Here is a 25,303-nt window from a genome sequence, read left to right as displayed (position 1 = left end):
CTACAGAGATTTCAGCACTTTATCAAGAGGCGACGAGCATGAGTCAATTTTTCAATACATTACAAGCCGAAACACAGAAAGAACGTGACTACCTTTTAGCTGCGCCGATTATTGGCCGCGTTTTTAAAGGTGAAGTAAGCCTAAGTGAATATGCATCGTTCTTAACGCAAGCTTATCACCATGTTAAGCATACAGTACCACTGCTGATGGCAGTCGGTGCAAAGCTGAGCGATAAACAAGAGTGGCTGCGCGAAGCTGTTGCAGAATACATCGAAGAAGAGTTAGGCCACCAAGAATGGGTGCTAAACGATATTGCAGCATGCGGTTTTGATAAAGAGCTAGTACGTCATTCTCGTCCACAGTTTTCGACCGAATTAATGGTGTCGTACGCCTACGATGCAATTAATCGCGGTAACCCATTAGCATTCTTTGGCATGGTTCATGTACTTGAAGGCACTTCGATTGCATTAGCCGATAATGCAGCAGGGCAAATCCGTGAGGTTGTAGGTTTACCTAAAAAGGCGTTTACCTACCTTACTTCGCACGGTGCACTGGATATTGAACATGTGAAGTTTTTCGAAAATCTTATGAACAAAATTGATAACGAGGACGACCAGCAAGCCATCATTCACGCCGCAAAATGTTTTTATAAACTGTACGGCAATATTTTCCGTGACCTCGATTCAGAACCTTTCTTTAGCGAGGCTGACTTGGAGCAAAGCGCATGAGTAGCCCAGTTTGTGTGCTAACCGGTGCAACAGGGGGCATTGGCCGTGCTATTGCCCTTCGCCTTGCAAAAGAAGGTTGGCGTTTATTACTTGTTGGTCGAAATGTGAAGCAACTTGCTGCACTGCAATTGGAATGTAGCAATGATGCTGAGTATTTTCAGGCTGACCTAAGTAACAGCGAATCTCGCGATGATCTTGCTAAGTTTGCTCAGCAAATTGGCGGGGCAACACTACTAATCAATAACGCAGGCGTTAATGTAATGCAGGGGTTTAGTGAAATTAGCGAACAGCAAATTGATCACCTGTTAAATATTAATCTGCATGTGCCTATTAAATTGTGTCAGCTTTTTTTACCACAAGTGACCCGCAATAAAGGCACGATTGTCAATATTGGTTCGTCGTTTGGCAGCATTGGTTATCCGTATCAAACCTTGTACTGCGCTAGCAAGTTTGGCCTAAGAGGGATGACCGAAGCCCTTGCCAGAGAGCTCAGCCACAGCGATGTCAAAGTATTGTATTTAGCGCCTCGTGCCACCGATACCGCGATTAATTCGCCGCAAGTACGCGCGATGAACAAAGAGCTGGGTAACACCATGGATCCGCCAGAAAAAGTGGCTGATGCATTAATAGATTTGATTAAATCAAAAAAACGTCGTCGTTTTATTGGTTTTCCAGAAACATTATTTGCCCGTATTAACGGTGCATTTCCATCACTCGTTGATAACGCAATAGCAAAACAACTTCCTAAAATTAAAAGTTTTTTTGCCAACTAAATTGATTAAGGTGAATGATTATGACTAAACTAAATTTTAAAGCCCTAATGATGTTAGGTGTTATCATGGCTGCACCTGCAAAAGCTGACTTTAATAGTGATTTAAGTTCGGTGCAAAAACAGTGGGCAGTGGTTAATTACGAATTAGTTGAAGATGCGCAGTTAGATGCATTCGAAAAGTTAGCGAGCGAAACTGCAGAGTTTACCAAAGCCAATGACCAGCAAGCAGCTAGCCATATTTGGTACGGTATTGTGTTATCGAGCTATGCAGGTGCAAAAGGGGGCTTAGGTGCGCTAGGTCTTGCAAAAGATGCGAAAGCACAATTTGAAAAAGCGCTAAGCCTAGATCCAAAAGCGCTTGATGGCTCAGCATACACCAGCCTTGCAACCTTATACGGTAAAGTACCAGGTTGGCCAATTGGTTTTGGTGATGACGATGAAGCGAAAAAATTGTTTAAGCAAGCGCTTGAGCTAAACCCGCGTGGTATCGATAGCAACTATTTATATGCGTCATTTCTGTATGACGAGCGCAAGTATAAATCAGCTAGAGAGTTTTTATTGGTTGCACAGCAAGCGCCAGCGCGCCCTGATAGACCAAAAGCAGATCTTTACCGCCAACAAGAAATTACTAAACTATTGGCTAAGGTAGAGAAAAAAATAAAGAGATAAACTATGCATTTATTGCTCGTTGAAGACGACCATTTAGTGGCAGAAGGCCTGTGTCGTTCTTTACGTCAACAAGGATACAGTGTAGAACATAGTTCGACCGTTAAGTCAGCGATGCAATGGCTGCAAAATGATGAAATTGAGCTGGTAGTCCTTGATTTAGGACTACCAGACGGTGATGGCATCGACATTTTAAAACACATCAAAAAGCATCGTAAAAACCTGCCCGTGGTGATTTTAACGGCTCGGGGCAGTATTGATGATAAAGTCATGGGGCTAGATTTAGGTGCTGATGATTACCTTGCAAAGCCTTTTGATCCCGCAGAATTATTTGCCCGTCTTCGGGTTGCCAGCAGGCGTGTGACCCAAGCTCAGACCAGCACTTTAAAAGTCGGTGATGTTGAAATGGACACCGCCGCTTTTACCGTGAGTTTTCAAGGTGAGCCAGTAAACTTGCCACGTAAAGAGTTTATGCTCCTTAAAGCCTTGCTAGAAAACCAAGGCCGCGTGCAATCAAAACAGCAGTTAGAGAATAAACTGTATGAATGGGGCGAAGAGGTGGGGTCAAATACCATCGAAGTGCACATTCATCACTTGCGTAAAAAATTCCCAAAAGAGTTTATTAAAACCTTACGCGGCATTGGTTATGTGGTGGGTAAGCGCTAGTGTCAATTCGTAAAAGGCTGACTCTACTCATATTGTCTATGGTGATCTTAACCTGCTTTTTGGCATTTACTAAAGGTTACCGTGAAAGTATGAATCAGGCTGAAGCACTGCTCGATAACGAGCTGGTAACGCTGGCACATGTGTTAATCGAACAGCCAATCAGTAAAGAAGCTCCAGCCTATACGAGTGATCTACCGCAGTTATTATTTCAAGTTTGGGTTGATGACAGCTTGGCCTCAAGCTCAAAATCATTGCAGCATAACTCTAGCAATCAAAGTCAGTGGCAAACCGGGTTTAGTGTTGAGAACTTGGCAGGGCAACGAGTCAAAGTGTATCGCTTAAGCGAAGGTAATAAGCGTGTGCTTATTGCAGAGCCTTTGAGTAAACGTGTGGCGCTAACCGAAACCGTAATTTTGTCGGCCATGACGCCGCTGCTATGGAGTGTGCCTATCCTTGCTCTCCTTATTAGTGTGTTTGTAAAACAAGGGCTTGCGCCACTAACTCGGTTGTCGAATCAGCTTAAACATCGTCAAGCAAATGACTTTACTGCAATCCCTTGGCAAACCCCAGAGCAAGAAATAAAACCTGTAATTAGTCGCTTAAACGATCTATTCAAACGGGTTGAAAGTGCTTATTTACGAGAGCGTTTTTTTGCCTCCGATGCGGCCCATGAACTGCGCACGCCGCTGAGTAGTTTAAAAATCAATGTGCATAATTTAGTGGCTCAAGGTGTTGAGAGTGTTGAGCTTGATGCGATGGAAAAAGGCGTTGATAAACTGAGCAATATCGTTGAACAGATGTTGATTTTGGGTCGTACTTATCCAGAGCAATGGCAAGCACAATTTAGCCCTATATCGGTATTAGAAATTAGCCAGCAAGTAGTGGCACAACTTTATGAGCGTATAGATGAAAAAGAGCATACCATTAGCATTGATGGCGATGATTTTGTTATTGCAGGTGACGAATTTACCTTGCTCACTTTGTTTGGCAATCTACTAAGTAACGCCATAAAATATACCCCCGCTGTGGGAGAGATTTGTATTACCTTGAAAGCCGAAAATAATCGTTTTATCTGGCAAGTAGATGACTCAGGCCCTGGTATTGATGAAGCTCAAAAACAGCGTATTTTTAACCGTTTCTACCGTGTGGGTGGCGATAAACATCCATCAGGTGAGCAAGGAGCTGGGCTGGGTATGGCCATTGTTGAACACATAGTGTCGATTTATAACGCTGATATTGCTTTAGCAGATAGTCACCTTGGTGGCTTGCGAGTGAGTGTCTCCTTTATGCAAGGAGAAGTGAGTGAATAAATGGATATTGGCGCTTTCTATGCTGCTACTATGTATGTCGTCTTGGCTTGCTTATGCCAAAGAGTACAAGCTGATTTTAAAAGAGCATTTGTTTTATCCTGCTGAAATTAAAGTACCTGCCAATAAGAAGTTGCGGCTTTTGATCGAAAACCAAGATGACACCCCAGAAGAATTCGATAGTTTTGACTTAAACCGCGAAAAAGTGCTCTACCCAGGTCGCACGAGTGTCATTTATATCGGACCACTCAGCCCTGGGCGTTATGACTTTTTTGGCGAGTTTTCGCCTAATACGGCACGAGGAACTGTTGTGGCTACACAGGTGAAAGATGCTGATAACTAGTTTATTAATGACCATTAACCAGCTTCTGCCAGTGGTGATTTTAGCCGTGCTTTTGAGCTTGATCGTGCCTTTAAGTCAGCGCCAAGTGAGTATTTATGCCGTTATTGGTATCTTGATGAGTTTGGTATTCGTACAAACTGCTGCTTGGCTTAGCCAGTTATTTGATCATCGAGGCTTAGAGTTCATACAAATGCTGCTGTGTATCATAATTTTTGTCGCTGCATTAATTAGCTGTCAGCAACGAAGCATAGCGGCTGCGCTGGCCTTGATTGCAACCATGGCTTTGTATTTAAGCCATTACATGATTTATTTAGTGAGTTTTTGGCACAGTAAAGATACCGCTGAGCCATTAATACTGGGTACTTTTCTAGGTGTTGGCATTTGTATTAGCTTTGGTGTGTTACTGTTCTTTTTGCTTGAAAGTATTACCAAGCGTGCTGGCGTGCAGCCTTTGATTGTGTTGCTAGCCTTCAATGCAACAGCAAAGTTACTGGTACTTCTTGATTTAGCAAGTCAGGTCGACTTACTTGATGTGACCGCAAATTATTTAGATTGGCGTGGGTTTTTAGTTGAAAACTCTGAGCTTGGGCGAGTATTAAAAGCCTTAGTGGGCTACGAAGCCACGCCGAGTAAAACCGCGCTGTGGGTGTATGTCGTTGCTACACTCGCATTTATCACCATAGTTCGCGTTTTAAAAATTAAAGAGACCAAGGAGCCTGTATGCGGTTCTTAATAGTTAGTTTAAGTTGTTTGCTGTTAGCAAGTATCAGCCAAGTCGTACATGCAGATGGCATGGTGGTTGATAAAGTATATCACCCTTATGTACTTCCCTTTGAGCGTGAAGTTGAGTGGCGTTTGGTATCTAGGCAAACTGATAACGGTAATGTGCTAGCGCAGCGCGCAGGCTTTGGTGGTGCAATTAACGATACTATGAGCTTAGAAGGTTATGTAGTAGGAGAACGCGATGACAATGGTGATTTTGGTTTAGCTTCTTACGAGGTTGAGCTTCGTTGGCAGCTAGTTGAGCAAGGCCGTTTATGGGCAGATTGGGGCGCATTATTTGAGCTTGAAAAACAGCACACTCTAGATGCATATGAAGCGACAAGTGGTTTCTTATGGGAAAAAGAGTTTGGTCGCACGAGTTTAACTCTTAATGCCTTTGTAGTTTATGAGTGGGGGGCTGATATTGAAAACGAGTGGGAAAGTGAATTTCGTGCCCAGTATCGTTATCGCTATCGCTCTGAGTTTCAACCATCTATTGAAATTTACGCAGGTGAAGACTTTTTTGGTGTTGGCCCAGGTTTTATAGGTTTGCACCGTTTTAGCCCCAAGCATCAATTAAAATGGGAAGCTGGTTTTATTAGTGAGCTGAGTCAGTCGGGCAAAGATCATAGCTTTCGTTTGGCGCTAGAGTTTGAGTTTTAATTATTCAAAAGTATCTGCAAGCCCTGTTTATGATGGCCTATGCAGCGTTCGATAGTGTTTGACTTATTCTAGTAACTCTATATAGTATGGCGCAGCTAGAAAGAAAGCGTGTAATTAAATCTTTATTTCGTTGTTGTATAAGTAATACTTGTAGTACCGTCCTGAAGTTTTTAAGTTCCATCTGATTTTTTGCTATACCCGCCCATTAAGGGCATTGTTTAATTTTTTATATCAGGAATATGACTATGTCTAACGTTGTTTCAGGTACAGTTAAGTGGTTTAACGAATCTAAAGGTTTTGGTTTCATCGAGCAAGAAAATGGCCCAGACGTGTTTGCACACTTCAGCGCTATCAAAAGCGAAGGTTTCAAAACTTTAGCTGAAGGCCAACGTGTAGAGTTCACTCTTTCACAAGGTCAAAAAGGCCCTCAAGCGGATAACATCACTCCGTTATAATTTTTACTTTTAGTAAAAATTAAGAAGAAGCAAGCTACGGCTTGCTTTTTTTATGCCTAAAAATTGACTGGTAGCATGAACATTTCTATAGTTAATTCAGTCGTCGTATTTGAGTATTTTAGCCATTTTTAGATATCTTGTATTAGCGTGTTTGTACATTACACCTGTTGTGTACGCCAAGCACAGTGTGACCATCTATACCGAGCAGTTTCCCCCTTATAACTTCTCTAATAAAGGCTACTTGGAAGGAATTAACCTTCGATTTGTAAGAGCAATGTGTGTGGATGCAGATATTGAATGTCGATTCGTCTTATTACCGTGGTCTAGAGCATATCACTTAGCGCAAGAGGAGCCGATGGCAGGGTTGGTGTCTACAGCACGTATCCCAGATAGAGAGCCTTTATTTAATTGGGTTGGACCTATGGCTTCATCCCGTAATTATTTTTACCGCTTAAAATCGAATCCCCAAGTTAATCCGCGAGATTTATCTGAGGTGAAAGATTACACTCTAGGTGTGGTTAGAGACAGTATTTATGAGCAGTTTGTAGAAAATATTGGTTTTGAAAATGAGCAGAATTTACTTAAATTTAGCCATTATTATGAATGCATTAACTTATTCTTTAAGGGAAAGCTCGACCTTATTATCGGCTCAGAATTATCCTTCCATTATCAACTCATGCAATACGGTTATGCGGGTCAAGAAGTTGTAAAGTTAATAGAACTCCCCCTTAACGATACGACGGGTAACTTTTTAGCGTTGAATAAAAATATGCCTAAAGAGATTGTTGAGCAATTTCAAAACAGCTATCAAAAGCTAATGAAACAAGGTAAGTTAGACAAGTTAATAAATGAGTACTTGGTCAGTCAGCACTAATTATATTCAGTTTGCATCATCACTTTTCGATAAGTCTGGCTCTTTGCTACATCTAAAAAAGCGTCTTTCAGTGCTTTAATGTAATTTGGATCTGTATTCTTATTTGCTGCAAGGTAGCCTTTCATAGCTAAGAAGTCGATGGTATGAGCAAAGGTGAAGTTGTGTTCGTCTTGTGCTAATTGGTCTGCCATTGCCGCTATGTAGTTTTTATCATCGACAATAAGGTCTACTTTGCCTGATATGAGCAATTGATAAGAGCGGGTTATATCTGAAGTGTATATCAGGGTATAGCCTCGTTCAGAAAGCTGCTTTGCTGAAAGGTCATCACGTTGAACTGCAACTTTATACTGCTTAGCTTGTTCGCTTGCTGTTATATTAATATCAGCGCGTTGTGTAAGCTTTACAAAGCCCATGCGGTAAGTCGCTACTGCTCCAATCCATTCGAATTTACTTTCTCGTTCAGGTGTTTTTGCCATGCTATAAATAAGCGTATTTGGCTTTTTTAGTGCCATGCTATAAGCGCGTGCCCACGGATACAGTTCAATGTTGGCTGTTAAATTAGCTTTGGCAAATATAGACTTAACAAGCTGTGTACTGTCGCCTGCAACTTGGTTGTTAATTAGCGTTTGGTTGGGAGGAGAAAGCTCGGTCACGACTGTTAATGTCGGTTCACTATGAGCAGGCCAACTTATACATAATAAGGCGAATAAAAATAGAGAATTTTTCATTTATGTACTTAAAAAGACTTAGTAAATAAATCTTAGCACATAAAACGATAAAAGGGCCTTGCGGCCCTTGGTGAAGTATCGTTCAAGTCAGATAGACCTTTAACCCCTTAAAGTCCTATCCTATTGTTTTGCAACTACGGCTCATCTCATTAAGTTTCTAAGCTAGCGAGAGGAAAAAACCTGCAATTGCTGCACTCATGAGGTTAGCCATAGATCCTGCTAACACTGCTCTGAGCCCTAAGCGTGCGATATCCTTTCGCCGACTAGGCGCCATACCGCCTAATCCACCTAGTAAAATTGCTATCGATGATAAGTTAGCAAACCCACATAACGCGAATGTGACAATCGCTTGTGTGTGCGCACTTAACGTATCGCGATAATTAATAAAATCGAGGTAAGCAACAAATTCGTTAACTACTACCTTCTGACCTATAAAACTGCCTGCGATTACTGCTTCGTCCCAAGGTACACCTAATAGCCATGCAACCGGAGCGAATACGTAACCTAAAATCATTTGTAATGTCAGGGTGCTAACTAAAGCACCAACTTCCTTTAACCAAGCACCGATACCATTAAATAAACTAGCAATTCCATCCACTACCGAGGCTGCCCAAACCGTACTGCCATCTAATAAATCAGCGAGGCTAATTAGCCAACCACCAATACTTGCTAGTAAACCTCCAATGCCTCCAAAAAGACCATTTAACAGGGCTATTAATGCTACAAAAGCAAGTAACATCGCACCTACGTTCAGTGCCAGTTGCATACCGTTTGCGGCACCTGATGCGGCTGCATCAATTACGTTAACCGGTTTTTCTTCTTGTACGTCTAAATCAGCTAAATCTTCTTTTGGTGTTTCGGTCTCAGGCACAATCATTTTTGCCATTAAGAAACCACCTGGTGCCGCCATAAAGCTGGCTGCAATCAAGTATTTAAGCTCTACACCAATTGTTACGTAACCTGCCATAACAGAACCTGCTACGGTAGCAAGGCCACCTACCATTACCGCAAATAGCTCTGACTTAGTCATGCTGGCGATAAATGGCTTAACAATCAATGGTGCTTCTGTTTGGCCAACGAAAATATTGGCGGTCGCAGAAAGCGATTCAGGGCGCGAGGTTTTCAATAGCTTTTGTAAGCCACCGCCTAGAATCTTGATTATCCAATCCATTACCCCGATGTGATACAACACAGCAACGAGGGCTGAGAAGAACACGATAACGGGCAATACTTGTATCGCAAAAATAAACCCTAAAGTATCTTGCGATGCCAGTGAGCCAAATAAGAAGCTAATCCCGTCATTGGCATAACCAATAACCGATGAAACGCCTAGCGACATACTTGCCAGTACGTTTTTGCCCGCTTCAAAGAACAAGACAAAGCCACCAATTAACACTTGAAGTAAAAAGGCGATGCCTACAGTTCTTAAATTAATTGCTTTACGGTTCGTTGAAGCCGCAAAAGCAATGCCTAGTAGCACAACAATGCCCACTAAGCTCATAAATGTTGTCATACTGACTATTTCCCGTTGTTATTGTTGCAGTAAGTATTTTATTTTACTTTTAATTATATCAATGGCAACGCGATTCATACCGCCGCGTGTGACTACGAGATCAGCTTTGTGCTTTGATGGCTCAATAAACTGATAAAACATAGGTCGCACTGTCGCTTGATATTGATCAACAACGGACTGTAATGTTCTGCCACGCTGCTCCATATCTCGTTGCATACGGCGCATAAGGCAGATATCTAACGGTGTATCAATGAACACCTTAATATCAAATTCTTTTCGAAGTGCCGGATCACTCAGTAGCAAAATACCTTCAACGATAAGTACTTTTGCAGGTGCCACTCGACGCGTTTCATCGCTACGGGTATGCATTGCATAGTCATAAGTTGGTACGTCTACTGATTTTCCAGCGCGCAATTGAAGTAAGTGCTCATGCAAAAGCTCATGCTCGAAAGCATCAGGATGGTCGTAATTGGTTTGCGTTCGATGGTCAAACGGCAAATGCGACTGGTCTTTGTAATAAGCATCTTCTTCGATCACTGCGATCGCGCCCGGTTCAAGCTCATTGACTAATTCGTTATAAATTGTCTTGCTAAAAAGAGACTTGCCCGACGCAGATGCGCCAGCAATAGCTATAATTGTTCGTGTCACTAAAGTTCTCGCCCACACAGAAGGAAACATTGTTAGGTAGATCACAATAGCAAAAAAGACACGATTAATCTCTTTTGCTTCGCTCAGAGGTGCAAATTTATAATGTTTCTGTTTTATGAAACAGGACTTATGTCCTGTACCAAAAATTCGAAGAGCATATAAAGTATTCACATATTGATAACGAGGTACCCATGGCAAGAGCACTCATCTTAATGGCAGATAGCCTAGGAATTGGCGCAGCACCTGACGCAGAGAAGTTTGGTGACGTAGGCGCTAATACTTTCGCTCATTTACTCAAAGCCTATGCTGAAGAAACCGGTGAGCACTTATCGCTACCTAATCTTACCCGTTTAGGTTTGGCCGATGCATGCGAAGCCGCAGGTAAAGAACCGTGTTTAGTCAGTGACCGCCAAGCACCTATTGGCGCATGGGGTTACGCTAAAGAGTTATCAAGTGGTAAAGACACGCCTTCAGGACACTGGGAAATGGCCGGTGTTCCTGTGTTATTTGATTGGGGTTACTTCCCAAATACACAGCCGTGTTTTCCGCAAGAATTTGTTGACGAGCTAATTGCTCGTGCAGAGATCCCTGGCATTTTAGGTAACTGCTATGCCTCAGGAACAACCATTTTAGAGCAACTAGGTGAAGAACACATGCAAACCGGTATGCCGATTTGCTACACCTCAGTTGATAGCGTGTTTCAAATAGCCGCGCACGAAGAATCATTTGGACTAGAGAAACTTTATCAGGTTTGCGAAATCGCACGGGCGCTGCTTGATGAAATGAACATAGGAAGAGTGATTGCGCGGCCATTTTTGGGTTCAAGCCGTGACGATTTTGCCCGTACAGGTAATCGTCGTGACTATTCGGTGTTACCACCGTCGCCAACCTTGCTTGATAAATTATCGCAAGACGGCGGTGAAGTGATCAGTATTGGTAAAATTGCCGATATCTATGCGCACCAAGGCATCACCCAAAAACACAAAGCGCCAGGGCTAATGAACTTGCTTGAGAAAACCTCAGAAGTGATTGCAAGCGCACCAGAGCATAGTTTGATTTTTACAAACTTAGTTGATTTTGATGAAAAGTACGGTCATCGCCGTAATGCAGTTGGCTATGCTAAAGCATTAAAAGAGTTTGATGATTACCTACCGACCATTTTAAATCAGCTAAATAGTGATGATGTATTAATTATCACGGCCGATCACGGATGTGATCCAACAGCAGCAGGTAGTGACCATACACGTGAATACGTGCCAGTACTTGCTTACCAACCGGGAATGACAAACACCCCGCTTGGAGAACGAGCTAGTTTTGCAGACATAGGTCAAACCCTTGCCCAGTGGTTTAATCTTCCTGCACTTGAATACGGTGATAGCTTTAACGACAAGCTATTAGCGAACAAAAAAGGAAACCAATAATGAGTACTCCTCATATCAGCGCCAATGTAGGCGAATTTGCAGAAACGGTATTAATGCCGGGTGATCCGCTTCGCGCTCAATACATTGCTGAAAACTTTTTAGATGACGCAAAACAAGTAACAGGCGTTCGTAATATGTATGGTTTTACCGGTACCTACAAAGGTAAACCAGTGAGTATTATGGGCTCTGGGATGGGTATTCCATCAATGTCAATTTATGCCCGTGAATTGATCGTTAGTTACGGCGTTAAAAATCTAATTCGTATTGGTACCTGTGGCGGTATTGGTAGCGATATCAAAATCCGTGACGTTATCTTTGCACAAGGTGCAAGCACAGATTCAAACGTAAACCGTGCGCGCGTACGTGGTTACGACTTTGCCGCAATTGCTGATTTTGGTTTATTACTTAACGGCGTAAACGCAGCAAAAGAATTAGGCATTGAAGCGAAAGTAGGTAATGTATTTACAACAGATACATTCTACCAAGCAGATAACACATTCTATCAAGAATTAGACAAGCTAGGCGTACTTGCTGTTGATATGGAAACAGCTGGCATGTACGGCGTAGCCGCTGAATACGGCGCAAAAGCGATGGCACTATTTACTGTAAGTGACCACGTAATCACTGGTGAAGCGACACCAAGTGAAGAGCGTCAAAGCACCTTTAACGAAATGGTTAAAATTGCTTTAGAATCAATTTAAACAAGTTCCTTGGTAACGTATTCACTGAAATTTGGAGACACGCCCAAAGTGAAGTGAGACTAACCTCAAAGCCGCATTTATGCGGCTTTTTTTATAGCTAACTTATTTACCTCGCGTAAAATCCTCCTCGCGTCTCGCAACCGCCCCCTAAAACTTGAAAATTCAGCCAACCGTTGCCACTTTTAATAGAGGAACAACAATTGAGGATGTGTATGTCTAATTGGGTTGAAGCTAAGGTCAAAGACGTTAAATGGTGGACAGACTCATTATTTAGCTTAATTGTAAATGCAGACGTAGAACCATTCACCGCAGGGCAGTTTACTAAACTCGCTATGCAAGTGGGTGATAAACGTGTTGCACGTGCCTATTCTTATGTGAATGCGCCGAATAATCCTGACCTTGAGTTTTATTTGATCAATGTTAAAGACGGTCAACTTTCTCAGCAGCTGGCACAATTAAAGCCAGGCGATAGCGTCACTATTGAGCGCCGCGCCACAGGCTTTTTTACCCTTGATGAAGTGCCAAGCAGTGAGCAGCTTTACATGCTGAGTACAGGTACGGCACTTGGGCCTTTTATTTCAATATTAGAGCAGGGGGAGGTGTGGCAAAAGTTCGAGCATGTTCACCTTGTACATGGCGTGCGCCTCAACGAAGATTTGAGCTACCAAGCTCGTATTAAAGCGCTACAGCAACAGTACTCAAACTTGCATTATTCTCCTGTAGTCAGCCGAGAGTCAGCCACAATGGGGTTTAATGGTCGGATCACAGATGTAATTAAAGACCACCGTTTGTTTGATGTTACAGGTCATCCTGCTGTGCCTGATACTACACAATTTATGATTTGTGGTAACCCAGAAATGGTGAAAGATACAACAGCTATTTTGCTAGAGCTTGGCTTTAGCCGCAATAGGCGTCGTGATCCTGGTCATATAACTGTTGAGCAATATTGGTAAAAAGCTATGCCTAATAGCTAGAATTTGCTACTTTAGCGCCTCAAATGAGCATGGTCTGTTTAGGAAAACTATGAAACCGTTACTTTTTGCAATAAGTCTATTTATTTCATGGCAATTGGCTGCCTCAGAGTTAAGCACTGAACAAAAGCAAGCTCAGCCAGCTTCAGGAAACGAACCTGAAAAGAAAGACGTTGATAGCCTTGAATTTATTGAACAGAAGTCAGCGACTCAGCAAGTACCGAGCTCAGCCCAAGCTAAAAAACCGGTGGCTGAGGTTGATGACAGTAAGGTATTAGGTTCACAAAACCCAGCACCGGCAGAACAGCCTAAGACCGCAGAGGAAAAACAAGAGGCTGTAAATGAGGCTGAACAAGCTGTTGCTAAAGCTAAAAAAGCACTTACTGAGAAACAGCAAGAAAAGGCGCGTCAGTCACGAGAGGCAACAGCGGTTATAGAACAAGTTATTGCCGCTTATAACGCCCGTAATATTGATGCTTTTATCAAAATGTATGACGAAAATGTTGAGTTTTATACGTTTCCTAACGAGCTTATGTTCACAGGAAAAGAGAAACTTATAGCTCGCTACGGCATCATGTTTAAAAAATTAAAGTGTATCAAATCATCGCCAATTAAACGTATTGTGCATGGCAATATAGTGATTGATCATGAGTTATCAGAAACCTGCTCAGAAGACCCGAATGTGGTTGATAAACGGGCTGAGTTTGTTACAAGTTACCAAATCGAAAACGGTAAAATAACCAAAGTATTATTTTTCAGATAAAAAAAGAGCAGCTTAGCTGCTCTTTTTTTGGATCGATGAAAGTTACTCGATTCGTGGTAGCAGCGATTTCACATCGCGTTCTAGCACCTAGAACCAAGCGCCAGCACCTAAATCCTAGCACCTAATGACGCGGGATAAACCTGCGGCTACATGTAGGCGTGAAACTTGTTTCATGCTTTTTTGCTATCAACCTTCATTTATTTCGGGAATTACACCTTTTAAACGAGTGATATCTTCATCACTAACGTCTGCAAAGTGTTTAAAGTGAATCGGCCAATCTTTGCAATATTCTTCTATCTCTTTAATGATATTTTTTGCTGCTGAAGTTGCTAATCCAAACCGTTTTGCCTGAGATAAAAAATTGCTTTTACTTGCATAACGCCCATCATCGCCAAAACCAAGGCCATGTTGTTTTGAGTTGTTGATAGGAGTGATGTCATAGGCTGGACTTAATCGCCAATTTTTTTGTGAAAATGAATATAAGAATGCATGATTGCGAGTGTGATCATCTGTATTACCTATGTACGCATTGAACACCATCCGCTTAAACAGCTCTTCAGCATCGCCTGCATTTTGTATTGTTTGATGCCTAATGAATTCAGCTAATTGACCATATGAGTAGTTACTTGAAAGGTCACTCATAGCAATTTTGGGCTTTTGAAGTAAGCTATTTGCACTTAAAAAGTGGTGTGTTGGTAAACCATTGCATACATCAAATCGCTCAACAAGTAGCACATCACCGGTATGTGTTTCATGAATGAAGGTAGGAGCAGTATTAATGCCAAGCTGTTCTGCCATTTTCATTGCAGCATGCTCGGCTCTGACTAAATTGAATAAATCATCTTGGCGATTGAATTTTGCTAAGTAGAGTTTGTTGTCAATTTGTATAGAGGTCTTTGGTCTAGCTCCCCCCATGCTTTGGCCAAACTCAAATGCTTTCTTAGCTTCTTCTGAAATTGTTTTATTCGCCAGCAAGTCATCTTTAGCTTGGTCTAGTAAGGCTAAATCAGACAAGGTGTTTTTGTTAGTTTTATGTTTTGAGGCACTTCGAGAGAGACTAAAAACAAGAGCTCCTACACCATACCCAGAGCCTGCTAGTAAAAACTCTAGCTCGTTTTTAGGTTTTGTATTATGAAGCGAAAGAATTAACTTGCGGCCCCATGAGTCAGCTCCTGCATCACTCAATACGCCAAACACTCCTTTATTAGCGGTGTAACTAAAAATCCCTGACTTTAATGGAAGATGTATTGGGTCTAGAGCAAAGGCATCGCTTCGGGCTAAATAACTCTTACCATAGTTGAACTCACCGCGACCCGATTGATTATCTAATTTAAAGTAACCACAGATAATGGGTTTTTCTTCTAAACCATCTATAAATACATAGCACTCAGAAGTCATCATTAATTTCCTGTGGTGAATTTCGTTTACGTTGGCGAGCATTGTATCCACCTACGTCGGCTGCTAATTCATTTATTTCGTCAAGAAGCGCTCCTTGTAAGTTAAGTACAACCAGCGCTTCAAAAAGAATATCACTTTTCACGACATCACCTTGTTCTAACTTTTGTACAGTCGAACGTGATACCCCAATCATTTTCGCAAATGTACTTTGCGTATAATGAAGAGTTCGGTGCTGGCGAATCAAATCTCCCAGTTTTTGTGCCATTTTTACAGCCTGCTCAGAACGCATATTGATTACTTTATAAGTCATTAGGTGTTTAATGATTAGTTTAGCGGTATTTGTTTTTTTTACAAGAGAGGGAGACAAAGTTAGCGAGTTATAAGGGGAAAATTACTAGATTCGTGGTAGCAGCGATTTCATATTGCGTTCTAGCACCTACGGCTTAAAGCTCCTTTACGTTGGGTGTCGCTCCGCTCGACCCAACGTATCCTTCGCGCGTCTTGGCTAAGCCGTTTCGTTTACCAACGAATTGAAGCTTTCATTGTCGTGCAAGCTTGCAAAGGCACTTTCATGTAGTAGTTCATTACGAAGATTTGGTGAATATTCCAAAGACATACGAATATCAGCAATCGCATCTGCATGTTTATGTAATAAAGCATACGCACAGGCTCGTTGCCAATACGCATAACCATAGTCACTATCTATTTCAAGCGCTTGGTTACATAACTCGATTGCTTCGCCTGTTTCGTTTATCTCAAGTAGCGCATCTGCTTTGTAGGCAATAGCTTCAACATCTTCTGGTTTACGTTTTAAAATTTCATCGAATATTTCAATCTTATTCGCAACATCACTTTCTAAATTAGCTCGCATCCATAAAGAGTGCACTTCGTTTGTAATTGAGATCTTTTGCTGATTGAGCAGAATCTCTTCAGAACGTTCACGTAGCTTCTCTTCTAATACTTTAAGACGTTCTTCATATTCTTTAGTGATCGCACTCACGCGTGTATTTACGATGTCTTCTACTTTATTTTTCACATCACGTAATGAATTCCAGCCTACTAAAACCAAGATCGATGCAGTAATCGTAATAATGAAGAAGACATTATTTATCGTGTCCGTTGTATAAGTTAAAGCACGGTCAGCAGTATCTAATTGAGTGTGAGCGACTTGTTTTGTTACATCTTCGCGTAACTTTTGTTGATCTTGGCGCACAGCTTTAAGCTCATCAAGAATATAGCGCTCTAAGAGCGGTTTATACATAGGCTCTTGTAGCTTATCGAGAGCTTGCTGTTGCTCGGCTTCTGTCAGCGCAGGGCGGTTTTCTGTTTCGTTTTGAGCACTAGCAAGGGTTGAAAGGCTCATTAATAGGGTAATTAATAGTAAGATATAACGCATAGCTTATTCATTTATAGTGAATTCTAGGCTAACTGTAACATGCGTGAGCACTATGGACTAGGCAAAAAAAACCAGCTCGTAGGGTGAGCTGGTTAAACTGCATAAACAACATAAAGTTGTAAGGGGTATCAACAGGAGTTAGGTGTAATATAGCTACTTGTATCTGAACAACTACTTAATACTAAAAGAGTTTCTAAAAATTTATTTTCAATATGCTAGATCAGTTTTGTTCGTCTAGACTTAAAGGGTCTTACAACTAAAAGGTGAGAGTAATGCGCCAACAACTAGTCCAACTACTCTATGGAGTATCAATATCTTCAGATCTTGATAGTGGTAACGTTGAATTAGCTGAACGTTTAATTCTAAATGCAGTGTTAGACGGTCTAGAAATAGGCAGAGCGGGTATTTGGTTACTGAATGAAGAAAATACGGCTATCGAATGTCGCCTTTTACTTGATAGAGAAAATGGCAAAGAAATTCAAATGCTAGTGCTTCCAAGAGACGCCTACCCTGATTACTTTAAAGCCCTTGATACGCAACGGACTATTACCGCTGTTAATGCTCACACCGACCCTGCGACTTACGAATTTAGTGAAAGTTACCTCACCCCTTTAAACATAGGTGCCATGCTTGATGCGCCAATACGCTACAAAGGAAAAATGATAGGGATATTTTGCTGTGAACATATAGGGGGAGAACGAGAGTGGACTGAAGATGAATGTTCATTTATTGGCGCATTAGCAGATCTGTATGGGCGTGCGCTGTCGGCACAGGAGAATGAGCGAATAAATGCAGAGTTAGAAAGGGCTAACCTACATTTAGAGCACCGTGTGGTAGAGCGAACCCGCACTCTTGAAAAAACGCTAAATGAGCTTACAGAAATGCAAGAAAAGCTTATCGAGTCTGAAAAAATGGCTTCTTTGGGTAATTTAGTTGCAGGTATTGCTCATGAGGTAAACACACCGATTGGTATTGCTGTTACAGCAAATAGTTCAGCAAAAGATAAACTTACTGAGCTTGATAAACTCATAAGTGCCAATACGTTAACCAAGCACGCGTTGCTAGAAGGAATGAACCATTTAAATGAATGCATAAAAATTTCATTTACTAACTTAGAGCGTGCCGCAAAACTGATCAGTGATTTCAAGCAAACTGCGGTTGATCAATCCTCGTTAAATTTATTAGAAACTCAAATTAAAGCCTACCTTGAGAATATCGTTCACAGTTTAGTGCCTCTAACACGCAGCCATAATGTTACTGTTAATATTGACTGTGCAGATGACCTTACACTAATAACTGTTCCAGGAGCACTCAGTCAAATCATTTTAAATTTAGTGAATAATAGTTGCGTACACGGTTTTATTGGGAAAGAACACAATGTGATTGATATTAGCGTTCACCTAGATGATGAAAAGGGAATATACACACTTTGCTATAAAGATAATGGCTGTGGAATGACTGATGAGGTGATGCATAAAGTATTTGAACCATTTTTTACCACTAAGCGTGGCACAGGTGGAAGCGGTTTGGGAATGTCGATAGTGTATAACCTTGCAACCCAAGCTCTGCAAGGCGAAATTAATCTCGCTAGTCAGCCTAATCAAGGTGTCTCAGTCACCTTAAAACTGCCTATTAATATAGCTTAATAAACAAAATTTAAGCTAAATGCAGGTTAAATAATCTGGTGACTGGGTAATAAAATTAATTTTTAATCAACAGCTTTGCCAAGACAAGATAAATTATCGCATGAGTTTGTCTTGCAAAATTGCTTAATTTTTCTTCTTGAATATAAGTGATTTATAGCCAGAGGTGTCATTATCAGTGTGAGCCAAAATAAAATTGGGCTTCGAAACACCAGCCCAACAATTGAGGCAACAAGCATTCCTGTTAACATTAATAAAGGTAAATTAGCGATAAAAAAGTTAATACTTAGTTGTCTTGCAACCTGCGGGTTTATGGCTTTCATGATTTTCTCACCGTCAATGAATACCCTTATAAAATGTATGACTTTTGCCAATAACTCAAATCAGATTTTTCAATTAATACAATCGATTTAAAAATAAAGACAGGCCTAGCTTTATTTTTGCACTGCCCCTATAGTTTAAAGCAACGGGAAATTCTAAGTGATTAGTGATTCATTATTAATAGGAAATCCTTTTTTATGACAAAGACGTATCAGTATTAATACATAAATATCTGTCATATCTTTAGCTTTTGAGGAGCATACAATGAGTAATGGAAAAACGGGCGGCTGCCCAGTTATGCATGGTAGTAACACTGTCACCGCACAATCAAATACAGATTGGTGGCCAAATTCTCTTAATTTCGACATTCTTCATCAACACGACAGCAAAACTAGCCCTTACGGTAAAGACTTCAACTACGCTGAAGCATTTAAATCACTCGATCTTGAAGCTGTAAAAACTGACTTAAAAAATTTGATGACTGAAAGCCAGCAGTGGTGGCCTGCTGACTGGGGTCATTACGGTGGTTTAATGATCCGTATGGCATGGCATTCAGCGGGTTCATACCGTTTAGAAGATGGCCGTGGCGGCGGTGGTACAGGTAACCAACGTTTTGCGCCTTTAAATTCATGGCCTGATAACGCTAACCTAGACAAAGCACGTCGTTTACTTTGGCCTATTAAAAAGAAATACGGTAACAAGCTATCTTGGGCCGATTTAATGATTTTAGCTGGTAATATGGCTTACGAATCAATGGGTTTAAAAACCTTTGGTTTTGCTGGTGGCCGTGAAGATATTTGGCATCCAGAAAAAGATGTTTACTGGGGCGCTGAAAAAGAATGGCTAGCACCAAGTGATGAACGCTACACCAATGTAGAAAAACCCGACACGATGGAAAATCCGCTTGCTGCGGTACAAATGGGCTTAATTTACGTAAACCCTGAAGGGGTGAATGGTAACCCTGATCCGCTTAAAACGGCGGAGCAAGTTCGCGAAACATTTGCCCGTATGGCAATGGATGACGAAGAGACAGCGGCATTAACAGTCGGTGGTCATACCGTAGGTAAAACGCATGGTAACGGCAGCGAAGCAAACGTTGGCCCTGAGCCAGAAGCGGCAGATGTGTTTGAGCAGGGCCTAGGTTGGAACAACCATAATTCACGCGGTATTGGTCGTGATACGATGACATCGGGTATCGAAGGTGCGTGGACAACTCACCCAACGAAATGGGATAACGGTTATTGCTACTTGCTGCTTAACTACGAGTGGGAGCTTAAGAAGAGCCCTGCTGGTGCATGGCAATGGGAACCAATCGATATTAAAGAAGAAGACAAGCCAGTTGATGTGGAAGATCCATCAATTCGTCTAAACCCAATTATGACCGACGCCGATATGGCGATGAAAATGGACCCAACCTACCGTAAGATTATCGAGCGTTTTAACGATGACTTTGAATACTTTAGTGATGTGTTTGCGCGTGCATGGTTTAAACTGACACACCGTGACTTAGGTCCAAAATCGCGTTACTTAGGTGCAGATGTACCAAGCGAAGATCTAATTTGGCAAGATCCGATCCCTGCGGTTGATTACACATTATCAGACAGCGAAATTAGCGAGCTTAAAACCAAGCTACTTAACTGTGGTGTAAGCCAAGCAGACCTTATTACAACTGCATGGGATAGCGCACGTACTTACCGTGGCTCAGATCACCGTGGTGGTGCAAATGGTGCGCGCATTCGCCTAGCACCGCAAAAAGATTGGCAAGGTAACGAGCCTGAGCGTTTAGCTAAAGTATTAAGCGCACTTGAATCAGTACAAGCGGGTTTAAGTAAACCTGTAAGCCTAGCTGATTTAATTGTACTTGGTGGTTCTGCAGCGGTTGAACAAGCAGCAAAAGCAGCAGGCGTTGATATAACCGTGCCATTTGCGCCTGGTCGTGGTGATGCAACGGATGATATGACAGATGCTGATTCGTTCGATGTGCTTGAACCAATTCATGACGGTTTCCGTAACTGGCAGAAAAAAGACTACGCAGTTTCTGCTGAAGAGCTAATGCTAGAGCGTACACAATTAATGGGCTTAACAGCGCCAGAGATGACGGCACTCGTTGGTGGTATGCGTGTGTTGGGTACTAACTATGATGGTACGTTACACGGTGTGTTTACTGATAACGTGGGTACATTAAGCACCGACTTTTTCGTAAATCTAACCGATATGGCTTACACGTGGAAGCCAATAAGCAAAGGTTTCTACGATATTGTTGAGCGCAGCACTGGGGTTACCAAGTGGACAGCGACACGTGTTGATTTAGTGTTTGGTTCAAACTCAATCTTGCGTTCATACGCAGAGTTTTACGCACAAGACGACAACAAAGAGCGTTTTGTACAAGACTTTGTCGATGCGTGGGTTAAAGTGATGAACGCCGACCGCTTTGATATTTAATTTGATATGATGTTACACCCAAAAGGCTACAGAACTCTGTAGCCTTTTTTTATGGTGCCTGAGTGCACTATGCTTGCTGGGCCAGATGATCCATATACTCGTCAAATGTACCTTGAAAATCGATGACCTGTTTATCCTTAATATCGATGATGCGTGTTGCCAATGATGAGACAAATTCACGGTCATGACTGACAAAGATCAACGTACCTTGATAATCTTTTAATGCATTATTAAGTGCTTCAATGGCTTCCATATCCATGTGATTAGTCGGTTCGTCCATAATCAATACATTGATGTCTTGCATCATTAACTTACCAAACAACAAGCGGTTCTTTTCACCACCTGAGCAATTACGCGCTTTTTTATTGGCATCGTCGGCGGTAAATAATAATCGACCCAACATAGCGCGAACCATTAAATCATTATGCTTAGCGGTGCGCCATTGTGACATCCAATCAAACAGCGTGAGATCGTTATCAAATTCTTTACTACTATCTTGAGGACAATAACCGATGCTTGCATTTTCAGACCACTTCACCACGCCTTCGTTGCTTTGTAATTCATTAACAAGGCAGCGTAAAAAAGTGGTTTTCCCTACGCCATTTTCACCAATAACGGCAAGCTTAGCACCGGCTTCCAGTAATAAGTCACCGCCGCTAAATAAGGTTTCACCATCAAAGCCATGACCTAACTTAGTGAGCTCTAATGCTTGGCGATACATTTTTTTGCCTTCGTCAAAACGAAGTGATGGGCTAATACGGCTGGATGCTTTTACTTCATCAAGCTTAATTTTATCCATACGTTTAGCACGAGAACTGGCCAGTTTTGCTTTTGAAGCATTTGCGCCAAAACGATTTACAAACTCCTGTAACTCATCTATTTCTGCGCTCTTTTTTGCGTTTTCAGCAAGCAGTTGCTCACGTTGTAAGCTTGAAGCTTCGATCCACTTTTCGTAGTTACCAGGGTAGATTCTTAGCTCGCCGTAATCAATATCGGCCATGTGAGTACATACCGAATTTAAGAAGTGGCGGTCGTGCGAGATAATAATCATTGTACATTTACGTTGATTTAGCTCATTCGCAAGCCACGTAATAGTGTGAATATCAAGGTTATTGGTTGGCTCATCTAAAAGTAAAATATCAGGATTCGCGAAGAGTGCTTGTGCTAATAACACTCGCAGTTTCCAACCTGGTGCAACGTTCGCCATTAAGCCGTAATGAAACGCTTGTTCAATACCTGCTTGAAGCAAAATTTCTTCAGCGCGGCTTTCGGCTGTGTAGCCATCCATTTCAGCAAAAATGCTTTCAAGCTCAGCGACTTTCATACCATCTTCTTCACTCATTTCAGGTAATGAGTAAATACGGTCACGTTCTTGTTTAACTTTCCAAAGCTCAGCATCACCCATGATCACCGCATCAACTACAGAGTATTGCTCAAAAGCAAATTGATCTTGGCTAAGGGTACCTAGCTTTAAACCAGGCGCAATCGATACATTGCCAGCGGTAGGTACAAGCGCACCACTTAAGATTTTCATAAAGGTTGATTTGCCGCAGCCATTAGCGCCAATTAAACCATAGCGATTACCGTTACCAAACTTGGCTGATATATTTTCAAATAAAGGCTCTGCGCCAAACTGCATGGTGATATTAGCGGTTGAAATCAACGAATTATTCCTAGAAAAAGACTGACAGGTTATGGGCGCAGCAACTGCGAAAATAAACAAGCAATAGGGTAAATAATAGGCCGCGGATTATACAGATCAGCCTTTCAGAACGCCATTAAAAAGAAGATAAAGTTGGATACAGTACAGCCTTGGGGGCAATTTGCATCGCGTTGCGATTTGTTATGTCGCGGCATCAAGCCGCTGCTACTTGCTGGTGTGAAACATGTTTTGCATAACAACCCGTAGTCGCGATTTTATATCGCGTTGTAATTTGCCATTTTGCGGCATAAAGCCGTTGCTACCTATCTTTACAAAAAATACGTTTACCTATTCAATATTTTTAAAACTATTAACTATATGATTTTTAATAGACTATATTTAGTTTGAGGATCTTTTTGATCAAATGTTTAAAAAATAACTTGCTTACCTACCAACTGGTAGGTAAGATGACTGCCATGAACACGACATATACAAATATTCTGCAACTTGCAGATAAGCTTATTCAGAGTAATGGCTTTCATGGTTTTAGTTATGCTGATCTTGCAAAAGAGCTCGATATTCGTAAAGCGAGTATCCACCATCATTTTGCAACAAAAGCTGATTTAGGTATTGCATTCTGCCAACTTAAATGTGAGCAGCTTCAGCAACTTGAGTCACATTTAAAAACATTGCCTTCAGCTAAAGAGCGTTTAAAAGGTTATTTTGATGTTTTTCAAAGCTGTGCCAGTGAAAAGCAAATGTGCGGAATATATGCCATGCAAACAGATTTACGTTTAATGGCAGAGCCACTGCAAAAGCAAGTGACGAAAATGGCTGATCTTGAATTACAGATACTTAGCTCTATTTTACGAGCTGGCCTTGAAAGCAATGAGTTTAGTTTTAAAACGTCAGCTTATCAGCAAGCTGTAATAATATGTTGCGCGATTAAAGGCGCACTAATGTTAAACAGAAGTGAGCATCATCAAGGTTTATTCATACAAACTTGTGATGCATGTTTAGAAACACTGAGTTTATGATCGTTTGGGTCATAAATTCTGTTTCTAAAAAATTTACCCAACAAACCTACCTACTAGTAGGTAATTAAATTGTACGAGGAGCATTACTATGCAACGCATTACAACATTGACAGTAAACACCACGAGCGGCCAAGCGCAAACCCAGCTAAGTGACCTTAAGCAGGCAATGGGTGCAGAGCTTAATTTATTTGGTGCGCTCGCTAATTCACCCGCAGCGTTACAAGGTTTTTTAAATTTTAAAGCGGCTTTAGATAAAGGCTCTTTAACACAATTGCACTCAGAGCAGTTAGCGTTAGCAATCGCAGGTACTAATGGTTGTCGCTACTGTGCTTCTGCTCATTCATATATTAGCGACAAGCTAGGCCTGTCAGCCGATGAAATTAAAGCTAATTTAAAAGCGACTTCAGCAGATGATCAAACAAATGTGTTACTGAGTTTTGCAAAGCAAGTGATTGAATCACGCGGTAGTGTGTCGCAAGAGCAATTACAGCGTGTAAAAAGTGCTGGCTTTAGCGATGAACAGCTTGTTGAAGTGATTGGTCATATCGCCCTAAATAGCTTCACAAACTACTTTAACGAAGCATTTGATATTGAAATTGACTTTCCACAAGTTGAATTAACCTAATTACCCTAAGTGAGGCTAAAAGCCTTTAAACAAAAACGGCTATAGCCACAGGAGAAACTCATGAACTTAACTACAACACAGCAACAAACAGCACAACGAATTGCAAGCAAACTAGAGAATGCTGGTTTACCACTTTTATATATTACCTTAGGTATTATTTATATTTGGTTTGGTGGAATTAAATTTACGCAAGGACAGGCTGAAGGCATGTACGGCATGATCGCCAACAACCCTCTCGTTTCTTGGATGTATGTCATTTTCTCGAAACAAGGTTTGGTGAATTTTTTAGGAACGCTTGAAATCATCATTGGTTTGCTATTTTTTGGACGTTTCGTCAATCCTGCTTTATCAGTGGTTGGTGGTCTGTTATCAATGGCGTTATTTGTTGTAACAATTAGTATGATGGTATTTCTATCCGGCATTACAACGGAAGCAGGTTTCCCTGTGCTAAGTTTTGTTGGTGAGTTTCTGCTGAAAGATATCGGTTTGTTTGCAGCATCTTTATTTATTGCTGGAAATAGTCTGAAAATTATCGCTACAAACCAAGGCGATGAATAACCCTCTCCACGTTGGGGCCCGAAAGGGCCTTTTTTCATTTTGCTCACTAATAAAGCACTCCTCCCTTATTTTAAAACATAAAGTCAATTTGATAAAAAAGGATTGATTTTGTAATCAAAAAGCTGCGAGCTAAAAGTTACTGCTATACTGAGTTTACATTCAAGTTAAACGTATTTTTGATTAAAACTGTTTCCCAGTTGCTAACAAAAAACCCTGAAAATATATAAATATAGTTAACAGTTTTTATAAATCGGGCGATA

General features: G+C 41.3%; 26 protein-coding genes. 19 read left to right on the top strand and 7 right to left on the bottom strand.

Features of this window, described 5'->3' with window-relative positions; all coding sequences use genetic code 11:
• Positions 1-38 precede the first annotated feature (38 nt).
• The 10 genes from L3V38_RS09935 (at position 39) to L3V38_RS09890 (ending at position 7,236) form a co-directional block, all read left to right on the top strand.
• Entirely contained in the window at positions 39-728 is a 690-nt protein-coding gene (locus tag L3V38_RS09935) for an iron-containing redox enzyme family protein (RefSeq protein ID WP_105173768.1), read from the top strand.
• Positions 725-1,501: an SDR family oxidoreductase gene (locus tag L3V38_RS09930; RefSeq protein WP_237119299.1), complete on the top strand. Its 777-nt coding sequence runs from the start codon at positions 725-727 to the stop codon at positions 1,499-1,501. Before L3V38_RS09935 ends, L3V38_RS09930 begins: the two co-directional genes overlap by 4 nt.
• Before the next feature lie 47 nt (positions 1,502-1,548).
• On the top strand, positions 1,549-2,169 hold the full coding sequence (locus L3V38_RS09925) for a hypothetical protein (RefSeq protein WP_233999102.1): 621 nt from the start codon (positions 1,549-1,551) through the stop codon (positions 2,167-2,169).
• Between the two features lie 3 nt (positions 2,170-2,172).
• Positions 2,173-2,832 carry a response regulator transcription factor gene (locus tag L3V38_RS09920; protein WP_063703908.1) on the top strand — a complete coding sequence of 220 codons (660 nt, stop codon included), beginning with the start codon at positions 2,173-2,175 and terminating at the stop codon, positions 2,830-2,832.
• Entirely contained in the window at positions 2,832-4,142 is a 1,311-nt protein-coding gene (locus tag L3V38_RS09915) for an ATP-binding protein (RefSeq protein WP_237119298.1), read from the top strand. The genes L3V38_RS09920 and L3V38_RS09915 overlap by 1 nt, the downstream gene beginning before the upstream one ends.
• Before the next feature lie 19 nt (positions 4,143-4,161).
• Positions 4,162-4,482 carry a cupredoxin domain-containing protein gene (locus tag L3V38_RS09910; RefSeq protein WP_130152429.1) on the top strand — a complete coding sequence of 107 codons (321 nt, stop codon included), beginning with the start codon at positions 4,162-4,164 and terminating at the stop codon, positions 4,480-4,482.
• The gene (locus L3V38_RS09905; protein WP_130151986.1) at positions 4,469-5,215 is read left to right on the top strand and encodes an iron transporter; all 747 of its coding nucleotides are present in this window, start codon (positions 4,469-4,471) and stop codon (positions 5,213-5,215) included. Before L3V38_RS09910 ends, L3V38_RS09905 begins: the two co-directional genes overlap by 14 nt.
• The gene (locus L3V38_RS09900) at positions 5,203-5,907 is read left to right on the top strand and encodes a hypothetical protein (RefSeq protein ID WP_237119297.1); all 705 of its coding nucleotides are present in this window, start codon (positions 5,203-5,205) and stop codon (positions 5,905-5,907) included. Before L3V38_RS09905 ends, L3V38_RS09900 begins: the two co-directional genes overlap by 13 nt.
• 245 nt (positions 5,908-6,152) lie before the next feature.
• The gene (locus L3V38_RS09895; RefSeq protein ID WP_130151984.1) at positions 6,153-6,362 is read left to right on the top strand and encodes a cold-shock protein; all 210 of its coding nucleotides are present in this window, start codon (positions 6,153-6,155) and stop codon (positions 6,360-6,362) included.
• Positions 6,363-6,471: 109 nt separating this feature from the next.
• On the top strand, positions 6,472-7,236 hold the full coding sequence (locus L3V38_RS09890; RefSeq protein WP_237119296.1) for a transporter substrate-binding domain-containing protein: 765 nt from the start codon (positions 6,472-6,474) through the stop codon (positions 7,234-7,236).
• Here L3V38_RS09890 and L3V38_RS09885 read toward each other — a convergent pair.
• The 3 genes from L3V38_RS09885 to udk form a co-directional block, all read right to left on the bottom strand.
• A complete protein-coding gene (locus L3V38_RS09885) occupies positions 7,233-7,964 on the bottom strand; it encodes a transporter substrate-binding domain-containing protein (protein ID WP_237119295.1) in 732 nt (243 codons plus the stop codon). The two genes, L3V38_RS09890 and L3V38_RS09885, sit on opposite strands and share 4 nt — an antisense overlap.
• 157 nt (positions 7,965-8,121) lie before the next feature.
• Complete coding sequence (locus L3V38_RS09880) at positions 8,122-9,477, bottom strand: NupC/NupG family nucleoside CNT transporter (protein WP_237119294.1); 1,356 nt, start codon at positions 9,475-9,477, stop codon at positions 8,122-8,124.
• A gap of 18 nt (positions 9,478-9,495) precedes the next feature.
• Positions 9,496-10,125: a uridine kinase gene (udk, locus tag L3V38_RS09875; RefSeq protein WP_054553619.1), complete on the bottom strand. Its 630-nt coding sequence runs from the start codon at positions 10,123-10,125 to the stop codon at positions 9,496-9,498.
• Between the two features lie 191 nt (positions 10,126-10,316).
• Between udk and L3V38_RS09870 the strand changes: the two genes are divergently transcribed.
• The 4 genes from L3V38_RS09870 to L3V38_RS09855 all read left to right on the top strand — a co-directional run bounded on the left by L3V38_RS09870 (position 10,317) and on the right by L3V38_RS09855 (position 13,981).
• Complete coding sequence (locus L3V38_RS09870; RefSeq protein WP_237119293.1) at positions 10,317-11,546, top strand: phosphopentomutase; 1,230 nt, start codon at positions 10,317-10,319, stop codon at positions 11,544-11,546.
• Entirely contained in the window at positions 11,546-12,247 is a 702-nt protein-coding gene (deoD, locus tag L3V38_RS09865) for a purine-nucleoside phosphorylase (RefSeq protein ID WP_036972525.1), read from the top strand. The genes L3V38_RS09870 and deoD overlap by 1 nt, the downstream gene beginning before the upstream one ends.
• Before the next feature lie 212 nt (positions 12,248-12,459).
• Positions 12,460-13,200 (top strand): ferredoxin--NADP reductase, encoded by a 741-nt coding sequence (locus L3V38_RS09860; RefSeq protein WP_237119292.1) that lies wholly within the window; start codon positions 12,460-12,462, stop codon positions 13,198-13,200.
• 70 nt (positions 13,201-13,270) lie between these two features.
• Positions 13,271-13,981, top strand: a complete 711-nt coding sequence (locus tag L3V38_RS09855; protein ID WP_237119291.1) for a nuclear transport factor 2 family protein — start codon at positions 13,271-13,273, stop codon at positions 13,979-13,981.
• Positions 13,982-14,167: 186 nt separating this feature from the next.
• Here L3V38_RS09855 and L3V38_RS09850 read toward each other — a convergent pair whose 3' ends face one another.
• From L3V38_RS09850 to L3V38_RS09840, 3 genes are all read right to left on the bottom strand, one after another.
• Complete coding sequence (locus L3V38_RS09850; RefSeq protein WP_346729900.1) at positions 14,168-15,379, bottom strand: HipA domain-containing protein; 1,212 nt, start codon at positions 15,377-15,379, stop codon at positions 14,168-14,170.
• Positions 15,369-15,668, bottom strand: coding sequence for a helix-turn-helix transcriptional regulator (locus L3V38_RS09845; protein ID WP_130151978.1), 300 nt, complete (start codon positions 15,666-15,668; stop codon positions 15,369-15,371). The genes L3V38_RS09850 and L3V38_RS09845 overlap by 11 nt, the downstream gene beginning before the upstream one ends.
• A 216-nt stretch (positions 15,669-15,884) precedes the next feature.
• Positions 15,885-16,775 (bottom strand): tetratricopeptide repeat protein, encoded by an 891-nt coding sequence (locus tag L3V38_RS09840; protein ID WP_130151977.1) that lies wholly within the window; start codon positions 16,773-16,775, stop codon positions 15,885-15,887.
• A 272-nt stretch (positions 16,776-17,047) separates the two neighbouring features.
• Between L3V38_RS09840 and L3V38_RS09835 the strand changes: the two genes are divergently transcribed.
• A complete protein-coding gene (locus L3V38_RS09835; protein WP_237119289.1) occupies positions 17,048-18,421 on the top strand; it encodes a GAF domain-containing sensor histidine kinase in 1,374 nt (457 codons plus the stop codon).
• 582 nt (positions 18,422-19,003) lie between these two features.
• Positions 19,004-21,181, top strand: coding sequence for a catalase/peroxidase HPI (katG, locus tag L3V38_RS09830; RefSeq protein ID WP_237119288.1), 2,178 nt, complete (start codon positions 19,004-19,006; stop codon positions 21,179-21,181).
• Positions 21,182-21,248: 67 nt separating this feature from the next.
• Here katG and L3V38_RS09825 read toward each other — a convergent pair whose 3' ends face one another.
• On the bottom strand, positions 21,249-22,844 hold the full coding sequence (locus L3V38_RS09825; protein WP_267136336.1) for an ABC-F family ATPase: 1,596 nt from the start codon (positions 22,842-22,844) through the stop codon (positions 21,249-21,251).
• A gap of 455 nt (positions 22,845-23,299) precedes the next feature.
• Between L3V38_RS09825 and L3V38_RS09820 the strand changes: the two genes are divergently transcribed.
• From L3V38_RS09820 to L3V38_RS09810, 3 genes are all read left to right on the top strand, one after another.
• Positions 23,300-23,860, top strand: coding sequence for a TetR/AcrR family transcriptional regulator (locus tag L3V38_RS09820; protein ID WP_237119287.1), 561 nt, complete (start codon positions 23,300-23,302; stop codon positions 23,858-23,860).
• An 88-nt stretch (positions 23,861-23,948) separates the two neighbouring features.
• Complete coding sequence (locus L3V38_RS09815) at positions 23,949-24,485, top strand: peroxidase-related enzyme (protein WP_130151971.1); 537 nt, start codon at positions 23,949-23,951, stop codon at positions 24,483-24,485.
• 60 nt (positions 24,486-24,545) lie between these two features.
• Entirely contained in the window at positions 24,546-25,043 is a 498-nt protein-coding gene (locus tag L3V38_RS09810) for a DUF417 family protein (protein WP_130151970.1), read from the top strand.
• Positions 25,044-25,303 lie beyond the last annotated feature (260 nt).

It is taken from the genome of Pseudoalteromonas sp. L1 (genome assembly GCF_021728095.1).
Classification (GTDB): Bacteria; Pseudomonadota; Gammaproteobacteria; order Enterobacterales; family Alteromonadaceae; genus Pseudoalteromonas.
Note: the sequence above shows the minus strand (reverse complement) of the source record. Positions and strands in the feature narration are given on the sequence as shown.

Excerpts from the sequence above, each read along its gene's own strand:
- L3V38_RS09935 (WP_105173768.1), top strand. The coding sequence starts at position 39 with ATGAGTCAATTTTTCAATACATTACAAGCCGAAACACAGAAAGAACGT.
- L3V38_RS09930 (WP_237119299.1), top strand. The coding sequence starts at position 725 with ATGAGTAGCCCAGTTTGTGTGCTAACCGGTGCAACAGGGGGCATTGGC.
- L3V38_RS09925 (WP_233999102.1), top strand. The coding sequence starts at position 1,549 with ATGATGTTAGGTGTTATCATGGCTGCACCTGCAAAAGCTGACTTTAAT.
- L3V38_RS09920 (WP_063703908.1), top strand. The coding sequence starts at position 2,173 with ATGCATTTATTGCTCGTTGAAGACGACCATTTAGTGGCAGAAGGCCTG.
- L3V38_RS09910 (WP_130152429.1), top strand. The coding sequence starts at position 4,162 with ATGCTGCTACTATGTATGTCGTCTTGGCTTGCTTATGCCAAAGAGTAC.
- L3V38_RS09905 (WP_130151986.1), top strand. The coding sequence starts at position 4,469 with ATGCTGATAACTAGTTTATTAATGACCATTAACCAGCTTCTGCCAGTG.
- L3V38_RS09900 (WP_237119297.1), top strand. The coding sequence starts at position 5,203 with ATGCGGTTCTTAATAGTTAGTTTAAGTTGTTTGCTGTTAGCAAGTATC.
- L3V38_RS09895 (WP_130151984.1), top strand. The coding sequence starts at position 6,153 with ATGTCTAACGTTGTTTCAGGTACAGTTAAGTGGTTTAACGAATCTAAA.
- L3V38_RS09885 (WP_237119295.1), bottom strand. The coding sequence starts at position 7,964 with ATGAAAAATTCTCTATTTTTATTCGCCTTATTATGTATAAGTTGGCCT.
- L3V38_RS09880 (WP_237119294.1), bottom strand. The coding sequence starts at position 9,477 with ATGACAACATTTATGAGCTTAGTGGGCATTGTTGTGCTACTAGGCATT.
- L3V38_RS09870 (WP_237119293.1), top strand. The coding sequence starts at position 10,317 with ATGGCAAGAGCACTCATCTTAATGGCAGATAGCCTAGGAATTGGCGCA.
- deoD (WP_036972525.1), top strand. The coding sequence starts at position 11,546 with ATGAGTACTCCTCATATCAGCGCCAATGTAGGCGAATTTGCAGAAACG.
- L3V38_RS09860 (WP_237119292.1), top strand. The coding sequence starts at position 12,460 with ATGTCTAATTGGGTTGAAGCTAAGGTCAAAGACGTTAAATGGTGGACA.
- L3V38_RS09855 (WP_237119291.1), top strand. The coding sequence starts at position 13,271 with ATGAAACCGTTACTTTTTGCAATAAGTCTATTTATTTCATGGCAATTG.
- L3V38_RS09850 (WP_346729900.1), bottom strand. The coding sequence starts at position 15,379 with ATGACTTCTGAGTGCTATGTATTTATAGATGGTTTAGAAGAAAAACCC.
- L3V38_RS09845 (WP_130151978.1), bottom strand. The coding sequence starts at position 15,668 with ATGCGTTCTGAGCAGGCTGTAAAAATGGCACAAAAACTGGGAGATTTG.
- L3V38_RS09840 (WP_130151977.1), bottom strand. The coding sequence starts at position 16,775 with ATGCGTTATATCTTACTATTAATTACCCTATTAATGAGCCTTTCAACC.
- L3V38_RS09835 (WP_237119289.1), top strand. The coding sequence starts at position 17,048 with ATGCGCCAACAACTAGTCCAACTACTCTATGGAGTATCAATATCTTCA.
- katG (WP_237119288.1), top strand. The coding sequence starts at position 19,004 with ATGAGTAATGGAAAAACGGGCGGCTGCCCAGTTATGCATGGTAGTAAC.
- L3V38_RS09820 (WP_237119287.1), top strand. The coding sequence starts at position 23,300 with ATGAACACGACATATACAAATATTCTGCAACTTGCAGATAAGCTTATT.
- L3V38_RS09815 (WP_130151971.1), top strand. The coding sequence starts at position 23,949 with ATGCAACGCATTACAACATTGACAGTAAACACCACGAGCGGCCAAGCG.
- L3V38_RS09810 (WP_130151970.1), top strand. The coding sequence starts at position 24,546 with ATGAACTTAACTACAACACAGCAACAAACAGCACAACGAATTGCAAGC.